Source organism: Gracilimonas sp. (assembly GCF_035704785.1).
Classification (GTDB): Bacteria; Bacteroidota; Rhodothermia; order Balneolales; family Balneolaceae; genus Gracilimonas.
Genome location: NZ_DASSWP010000171.1, coordinates 1 through 7,566 on the forward strand (window position 1 = coordinate 1; position 7,566 = coordinate 7,566).

Annotated in this window: 7 protein-coding genes; 6 read left to right on the top strand and 1 reads right to left on the bottom strand. The window is 39.6% G+C overall.

Translation table 11 applies throughout. The annotated features are described in order from the left end of the window. Nucleotides 1-1,088: PTS sugar transporter subunit IIA (locus VFM80_RS10055; RefSeq protein WP_395071695.1), on the top strand; the 1,088-nt coding region annotated here is incomplete at its 5' end. 12 nt (nucleotides 1,089-1,100) lie between these two features. Here the strand turns inward: VFM80_RS10055 and VFM80_RS10060 are convergent. Next, nucleotides 1,101-2,948 (bottom strand): cation:proton antiporter, encoded by a 1,848-nt coding sequence (locus VFM80_RS10060; protein WP_395071696.1) that lies wholly within the window; start codon nucleotides 2,946-2,948, stop codon nucleotides 1,101-1,103. A 192-nt stretch (nucleotides 2,949-3,140) separates the two neighbouring features. On the opposite strand from VFM80_RS10060, the gene VFM80_RS10065 reads away from it, so the two are divergent. The 5 genes from VFM80_RS10065 to VFM80_RS10085 all read left to right on the top strand — a co-directional run bounded on the left by VFM80_RS10065 (nucleotide 3,141) and on the right by VFM80_RS10085 (nucleotide 7,286). Further along, nucleotides 3,141-3,389, top strand: a complete 249-nt coding sequence (locus tag VFM80_RS10065; protein WP_395071697.1) for a hypothetical protein — start codon at nucleotides 3,141-3,143, stop codon at nucleotides 3,387-3,389. A gap of 79 nt (nucleotides 3,390-3,468) precedes the next feature. Next, a complete protein-coding gene (locus VFM80_RS10070; protein WP_395071698.1) occupies nucleotides 3,469-5,577 on the top strand; it encodes an amino acid permease in 2,109 nt (702 codons plus the stop codon). A gap of 321 nt (nucleotides 5,578-5,898) precedes the next feature. After that, nucleotides 5,899-6,162, top strand: coding sequence for a hypothetical protein (locus VFM80_RS10075; RefSeq protein WP_395071699.1), 264 nt, complete (start codon nucleotides 5,899-5,901; stop codon nucleotides 6,160-6,162). Next, the gene (locus VFM80_RS10080; protein ID WP_395071700.1) at nucleotides 6,162-6,560 is read left to right on the top strand and encodes a type II toxin-antitoxin system VapC family toxin; all 399 of its coding nucleotides are present in this window, start codon (nucleotides 6,162-6,164) and stop codon (nucleotides 6,558-6,560) included. The genes VFM80_RS10075 and VFM80_RS10080 overlap by 1 nt, the downstream gene beginning before the upstream one ends. Nucleotides 6,561-7,073: 513 nt before the next feature. Then, on the top strand, nucleotides 7,074-7,286 hold the full coding sequence (locus tag VFM80_RS10085; protein WP_395071701.1) for a hypothetical protein: 213 nt from the start codon (nucleotides 7,074-7,076) through the stop codon (nucleotides 7,284-7,286). The last annotated feature ends 280 nt before the right edge of the window (nucleotides 7,287-7,566 follow it).

Consider the following 7,566-nt stretch of genomic DNA (forward strand, 5'->3'; position numbering starts at 1 on the left):
CCGTTGTGCACGCTGCGGCTGCAGAAATTCCTGTAAACCCCGTAACCTCCATCGACCTTAACATCGCCAATGGTATTGCTCGGTCGGTGAATGAAAAACTCGCTTCTGTTGTAGTAATTGGTTGGAACGGCGCTATATCTGCCAGGCAGAAAATTTTTGGGAGTATACTGGATCAGCTGCTTCAAAAGATCGATGAAATGGTGATGGTTTCTAAGATCCATAAACCTATCAATACGGTAGAACGAGTGGTGATCGCCGTTCCTCCTTATGCCTCGCTGGAGTCCGGTTTTGGCGGAGCCATTCGCTCCTTGAAACTAATGGCGGATCAGATGGGAAGTACGCTTACGGTTGTAGCTCCAAAAGAACGGATGAAATATGTGGAACGCAGCATCAATCTTGTAAAACCCGAACTGGAAACAGAATTTATATCCATAGAAAGCTGGATGGAACTCCCCGGATGGCTGGATAAATCCATTGACACAGATGATCTGTTTGTGCTCTTAAGTGCCCGCGAAGGTTCATTGTCGTGGCGCCCGGGACTTGATCGCCTCCCAAGAGTGGTTTCACAGCGCTTCCCTAAGCTTTGTTTTATTACGGTTTATCCATCCGAAGTGGAACATCAGGTAAAAAAACTTGAGGAAGGATCCGGGCAAAAGTTACTGAAACAAGACCGGATAGTAATCTCAGAAACCGGTGATAGCCTGGAAGAGAAATTTGTAAAAATGCTGAACCGGGATGAGTCCATTCCAAGAGAAAAAGTGGAGCACCTTATCAGAAAATTACTTAAAAACTCTTCAGACTACTCTCCGGAAATGATGTCGGGCGTAGTTGTTTATGATGCGCATACTTCTATTGTGCAGGAGCAAATGCTATTTGTAGGTATTGTGAAAGAAGGCCTTCAAATTCCCAAAACAGCCAACAAAGCGCATGTGGTACTAATGTTGCTCAGCCCGAAAGAACTATCTGTAAGGAAACACCTGGAAGGGGTGAATATAGTTGCGAAGTTAGTGCGTCCCGGCGAAAGTATCGAACAGCTTAAAGCGGCTCAAAAAGTGGAAAATGTATTTAGTATTTTGATGAAAAGTTAAATTCAGGGGAACTTAATCCATTTCAAGCTTTTCCTGCGTGGTTTTTTCAGGTTTTCTGTTGGTGTCAGCATCAGGCTTTGTTAGGGAGATTAAAATATTACCGGGTTGTGGAACCGGAGGATTATCTGTTGTAAATGGTTGTATGGAGCTGTCATTTGAGATCAGAAATAAAGGAATGGCTTCATTGCCGTGCGTTTCTTTAAAATTTTGAAAAGTAAAAGAGTCTGTTAGCTGGGTAGATTTAATTACTTTACCATCTTGGTATTGCAGTGATAGATATTCAAAATTTGCATCCTTTTGAAATAGGATACGACCGGCTTGTATGATTCCATCTTCTTTGTCGGCTGACTTCTTCTTAGCGTTTGGTGAAAGTTGATATACTCTGGAACGTCCAAATAGCTCCGCAAAACGTATAGCTGTCAGAGCGTTAACCTCATCATTGGGAGTAACGGAAATCAATTTACCTATGCCATCAAGATTCAGATGGTCTAAAGCAAACTCAGACAAAACGTTTCCATAGTATGTATCAAGTTTATGAGATTTGGCGTTACTGATATTTTGCCAGTTGGAATCTGCAATGAGAACTTTCACATCATGTTTCTCTATCTCTTTAGCTAAGTCAATTGCCCAGTTATGAGCCCCAATAATTAAGAATCCCCTTGGTACAGGCTTAGCAACTCCCAATTTTCTGGCGACCCATGGAGCTGTCAATCCATAAATTGCTACTGTGCTGACAATAGTAATAAACACAATTGAAATGAGTTGAGTTGCCTCGGGATATCCATTTTGCATCAGAGATATAGCAAAGATGGAAGAAATTGATGCGGCAACAACGCCTCGCGGAGCCATCCAGCAAAGAAATAATTTTTCCTTCCAGCTAAGTGGTGAAAAGACAGTAGAAAGGTAGACAGCTGCAGGTCTTATCACAAAGATCAAAATACCAAGAAATAACAGCATATTTAGATTCAGGTTGCCTACTAGATTTGTGAGCTCGATCCTTGCTGCAAGTAATATGAAAAGAGCGGAAAGCAGCAAGAGCCTAATGTTTTCTTTGAACTCAATGATATGATGGATTTTGGCTGATTTCTGATTGGCTAACACAACTCCCATTAAAGTTGTGGCCCAAAGACCTGATTCATGCTGAAAAATATCAGAAATCGTAAAGATGAGAATAACGATCATCAGGCTTACTGGATTTTGAAGGAAATCTGGGAGCAGATGTTTTTTCAACAAACCGTATAAAATACCTGCGCCTGCCAGACCTAAAACAGAACCAAATAGAATGGTTTTGAAAATACTCATAAAAGCCAGGTTGGTTGCTTCAGAAAAGCCACTGGTCAGGATCACTTCATACACCAAGACAGCGATCATTGCACCAATAGGATCGATAACGATGCCCTCCCACTTTAGGATGGAACCAACCTGACCAGAAGGTCTTACCTGTCTTAAAAGTGGCACAATAACTGTAGGCCCGGTTACAATAAGAATGGCACCCAGTAAAACCGCCAGTTCCCATCCAAACCCAAATAACATATATGCTGATACAGAAGTTAAAACCCAGGTGAGTAAAGCACCAATACTTACAAGGTTTCCTATAACGCCACCCACATTTTTTAGTTCTGAAAACTTAAGACTTAAGCCTCCTTCAAATAAAATTATAGCTACTGAAACATTGATAAAGGGAGTTAACAGGTTGCCCATTAACTCATCAGGTTTAACTAAGCCCAATATTGGGCCTGCTAAAAGGCCGGAAAGAAGTAAGAGTAGAATTGCCGGTAATTTAAATTTCCAACCAACCCATTGAGCTCCAACACCAAAAAAAATAACACTGGTTATTCCAATTAAAATACTTTCTGTCATAAGGAAAAGTTCGGGAGTAACGTGATACGACTAAATGTAAGTAGGCATAGTTTTAAAAGACTAAAGGTAAACAAAGTACATCACAAGTTATTAACGGTTCCTCAATAACACTGATAATAGAGGTTTTAGTTAGAAGATTATGGATATTAACTTGGGTTGTGTTATTATTGGAGCAAAACAAGATGTATAGAAATGGATAAAAGTGCATTCAAGATATTAGTAAAAGAGTTAATATGGCTGACCGCCATTATTGGGATCTCTGCACTTTTAGAATTCGCCATAATTGAAATTTTTGATTTATATCCGGTATTAAGTATAAAATTACAAGGATTGGTTGGGTTAATAATAATTGGTTACGGCATCAGAATGGCTGCGAGATTATGGAAGGTCTTTCATTCTTCGGAAGATTTAAATCCAGAAGAAACCGAATCATTTGACTGAAATAATAGTTGGCTTTTCATAGTAACACAGTTCCATTCTACAATAATTCTTAAATACTCAGATTCTATTTAACTAAACTATGAAGCATAAAAAATTAGCAAAAGAATTAGGGCTTTCGGATGTATATGCGATCGCAACAGGAGCAATGTTCAGCTCAGGATTTTTCCTTTTACCCGGTTTAGCAGCCGCTGAAACCGGACCTTCAGTAGTATTAGCTTACCTGGTATCAGGCATTATTGTTTTGCCCACCATGTTCAGTGTGGCTGAATTGGCAACAGCACTTCCCCGCTCAGGTGGGACCTACTATATAATTGACAGAAGCTTGGGCCCAATGTTGGGTACTATCGGAGGTTTTGGTTCATGGCTAGCCCTTGTACTTAAAAGTACGTTCGCACTTATCGGTATGGGGGCTTATATTTCCATTTTTTATGAAGTTGATATACTGTATGTAGCGATCTTTCTAACGATTGTTTTTGGGGTATTAAATATTGTAGGTGCTAAGGAAACCACCTGGCTCCAAAAAATATTAGTGGCTGCCCTTGTTACCATTATGTTCTTTTATATCATTCAAGGGGTTTTTGAGGTATTCTCGATGGATGTTTTTGCAGTAGCAGAAAAACAATTTACTCCTTTTTTCACAGAAGGAGTGTTTGGCTTTTTTGCTACGGTGGGCATGGTATTTGTCTCCTATGCAGGTTTAACTAAAGTGGCAAGTATAGCCGAAGAAGTTAAAAATCCGGATCGGAATATTCCGTTAGGTATGTTTTTAGCAATTGGAACAGCGGTATTAGTATATGTAGTGGGCGTATATATAATGGTAGCACTGCTTGACCCAGCTGCTTTTAGGGAAGACCTAACCCCTGTAGCTACAGCTGGAGAGGTATTTTTAGACTGGCTACCTGAACCCGGTGGCTTGATATTGGTAGTAATTGCGGCTGTGGCAGCATTTGCCTCAACGGGAAATGCAGGTATTATGTCAGCCTCCAGATATCCAATGGCTATGGCACGGGATAAATTAATGAACAGGCATTTTGCTACAGTTGGTAAACTGGGTACTCCACACTGGTCAATTCTTGGAACCGTGGTTTTAATGTTATTTTTCTTACTGGCATTTAATGTGGCTGAAGTAGCCAAATTGGCAAGTGCTTTTCAGTTATTGTTGTTTGCCCTGTTAAACCTTGCAGTTATTGTGATGCGCGAAAGCCGAATTGAGGAATATGATCCCGGCTTCAAATCACCATGGTATCCTTGGGTTCAAATAGCGGGAATAATTTTGTCGATCATTCTTATTTTTGAAATGGGGGTTTTATCTATCTTTTTTACACTTGCAGTATCAATAGCCTCCATTGTTTGGTACAAATATTATGCAGAAGATAAAGTAGAACGGCAGGGAGCTATTTATCATGTGCATGCCCGTCTGGGTGAATTTAAAGATCACGGCCTTGAAGGTGAGATGAGAACGATCTTGCGCGAGAAAGGTCTCCGCCAGGAAGACCCATACGAGGAGTTAGTATCGCGGGCGAATGTGTTGGAATTCCAATCTGATATAGATTATGCTGTGATTATAGACGAGGCCTCCAAAAAACTGGCGGATAAGATGGGGATTTCGTTGGACATGCTGAAACAAATGTTCATGACTTCTGATGATTATACGGCTATAACCATCGCTGAAGGGGTAGCATTAAATCACGCTCGAATAGATAAAAATGTATCTCCCGAAATGGTATTGGTTAGAATCAAGGAAGGGTATAGTAAACAGAAAATGACTTCTTCTGATTCTGACAAGAAGAAAGATAATACCATGCACTCTATTATCTTTTTCGTGAGCTCTAAAGAAAACAGCGGACAGCACCTTCGTATATTGGCACATATTGCGGAGATGGTAGGCTCCACATCATTCCTTGAGCGCTGGTGTAATGCCGAAAATGAAGAAGAAGTGCGAGAAGTGTTGCTAAGAGACGAACGCTTTATTCGGATCATCCTCAATGCGGATGACAATACCCAACAATATATTGGAAAGATGATCAAGGAAGTTTCCTTCCCCGGACAAAGCCTCATCACCATAATTCGCCGAAAGGGTGAGATTAAAATTCCTCATGGCATTACGGTTCTTCAGGAAGGAGATGAGCTCTCAATAATTGGTGAGATAGAAGACATCAAAGAATTAAAAGCAATGCTGAAGAAGTAACAGTTCATCAGCTTATTATCCGCTTTACTCCTCGTTCCCAACCTCCCGGTTGGGAATGCCTGCAGGACCTCCGGTCCAAATCATTACAAACGTAGACAACAGCCTCTGCGTTGGAGCATTCTCTCGGTTTGTCGCAAGCGTCCCGCTTGTGACAAAACCAATCTCAGCTTCGCCGCCCCTCGTTACTAAGCTCCGGCTAACTATGCACTCATTTGTTTTGATGCGCCTCTAAACAGATATTTAAATCATGCAAGTTGGAAACAAAATTTGAAAATGCTCATATTATTTGCTTTAAAAGCATAAATATGTTAATATGTTTTTATGAGAACAACGATTGACATATCAGATTCTTTGATGAAAAAGGCAAAGAAAAAAGCCATTGAAGAAGGAATTACTTTAAAACAGTATTTTACTCAAATGTTGGAAAAAGATCTTCAAAAGTCATCATCAAACCAAAGTGCACCGTGGAAAGAGCTTCAGGGAATGGGCTCTGCAAAAAACCTGAACCCGGATGATTCGGGTTTTGAAGGATATTCTGGTCCGGATTGGAATCATTCCGTGCAAGTAAACGAACCTAAGAAGTAGTGGTTCTTTTAGATACCCATATCTGGTTGTGGTGGCTGTTGGGTGATGGGGGATTATCAAATAAGGAGAGGGAAGCACTTGATCAGCTTGCAGCTTCTAATAGATTGGCAATTTCCTGGGTTACAATATGGGAAACGGAAATGTTGGAGAGAAAGGGGAGAATTCAACTCCTGCCGGATTTTGAAACCTGGATCAGATCTGCAACCAAACCGGAAATCATCACAATGCTTTCGGCTGATACGGAAGTGGTTTTGGCTCAGCGTCAACTATCCGATTCATTTCATGGAGACCCCGCAGACCGACTAATCACTGCCACATCTATTCTTTCTGGATATCCGTTGGCTACACATGACAGAAGAATTCAGGAGGCAAATGTCTGTAAGATGTGGAAGGAGTAATCTTTAAAAATGAAATTATTTAGATTCTTGTCGATGATCCAGAATCGTTAATACACGAATAGAATCATGATCTATTTTATAAATTACCGATTGGAATTTGGTAATTACTGCCTTTCTGAGATTTTTATCAGCTTGAGATACGGAATATAATTTAGGATACTTAATTAACCTGAGTTCGACATAAAAATAAATCATATGATAAAGTACAGGTTCATTTCGCGACGAATGCCCGAAATCTAATTGTCTTTTTAGGAATTAACCGCTGATTTTATGGCTATAATCAGATTCACGCCTGCGCGGGAATGACGCTATGTAATTTTTTTACTTGTCATGGGATATCTTATATCGAACTCAGGTTAATTACGAAGCTCTCAAATTTTTTATCCTCGTGCTAAGCTCCGGCTTAGTAACGTATTTCCTGAAGTAATTCTTCAATGAAATGTGTCGAAAGCTTTAAAAAATAGTCGGGTATATTTGTTACAAGACAGTTAAGCTGAAGCCAGGTATTTTTATATGAAAGCGATAGTAAAAAAATACAATCTAAAAGATAATTCTCAAGCAAAAGATACGATTAAGTATTGGGAAGAGAAAAGTATAACCCACAAGTTGGAAGTACTTGAATCTCTTCGAGAAGATGCTGTTAAAATGGGACTTTACCCTGATTTTGATGAAACAAAACCAAGACTTCAAAGAGTTTATAAAATTACTTCACTTACACGAAGTTAAATATTTAATTGCGGGTGGCTATGCCTTTGCTATTCACGCAGAACCCCGATTTACAAAAGACTTAGACATTTTTATTAAGTTAGATAGAATAAATGCCGATAAATTTTAATGAGGCTTGGGAAAATAAAGTGGAGGGCAAATATGATAACCAAAAAGCTTTTTTTATTGGCAAACAGGATTTGATAAAAAATAAAAAAGCAACTGGAAGAAATTCAGATCTAAATGATCTGGAGAAACTAAGCTAATAATTGTATACCTAGAAAGTCAATTTCTACTTCGT

Excerpts from the sequence above, each read along its gene's own strand:
- VFM80_RS10060 (WP_395071696.1), bottom strand. The coding sequence starts at position 2,948 with ATGACAGAAAGTATTTTAATTGGAATAACCAGTGTTATTTTTTTTGGT.
- VFM80_RS10065 (WP_395071697.1), top strand. The coding sequence starts at position 3,141 with ATGGATAAAAGTGCATTCAAGATATTAGTAAAAGAGTTAATATGGCTG.
- VFM80_RS10070 (WP_395071698.1), top strand. The coding sequence starts at position 3,469 with ATGAAGCATAAAAAATTAGCAAAAGAATTAGGGCTTTCGGATGTATAT.
- VFM80_RS10075 (WP_395071699.1), top strand. The coding sequence starts at position 5,899 with ATGAGAACAACGATTGACATATCAGATTCTTTGATGAAAAAGGCAAAG.
- VFM80_RS10085 (WP_395071701.1), top strand. The coding sequence starts at position 7,074 with ATGAAAGCGATAGTAAAAAAATACAATCTAAAAGATAATTCTCAAGCA.